1 pseudogene is annotated in these 412 nt (G+C 56.1%); it reads right to left on the reverse strand.

The features are described from left to right. Positions 1 to 143: pseudogene (locus BST13_RS40115) on the reverse strand (NAD(P)-binding protein); the annotation flags it as partial. Positions 144 to 412 lie beyond the last annotated feature (269 nt).

Consider the following 412-nt stretch of genomic DNA (forward strand, 5'->3'; position numbering starts at 1 on the left):
TTCCACTGCCCACCCCAGTCATCCTGCTTCTCAAAGCAGGTGATCTGCGGGATCGCGATCCCCTTCTGCCGCGCCGACTCAAACGCCCGCAACTGCGCCAAACCACTCGGCCCAGCACCAATAATTCCAACTCGTAAAGTCATGCTACTTTCCTCTTTGATTCTCAAAGGATATTCAGGTACCGCCGACAAGGCGGAATGATGACAGGGGACAACCACGGCAGTGGATGCACATCTGAAGACAATTCAATTCAGAATCGACACCGTGTGTCGATGTGTAGAAAGGGATCTGCGTTCGCTGGGTCTTTAGTCATCCCAACGTATCCAGCGCAGGAACCTAGGGGGCGAAGGTGCGGTCGCCGGCGAAGAAGCCGAGGCCGTATTCGGGGGTCTCGAACTTGACGGTGGTGCCC

This window comes from Mycobacterium aquaticum (assembly GCF_002086485.1).
Taxonomy (GTDB): Bacteria; Actinomycetota; Actinomycetes; order Mycobacteriales; family Mycobacteriaceae; genus Mycobacterium; species Mycobacterium aquaticum.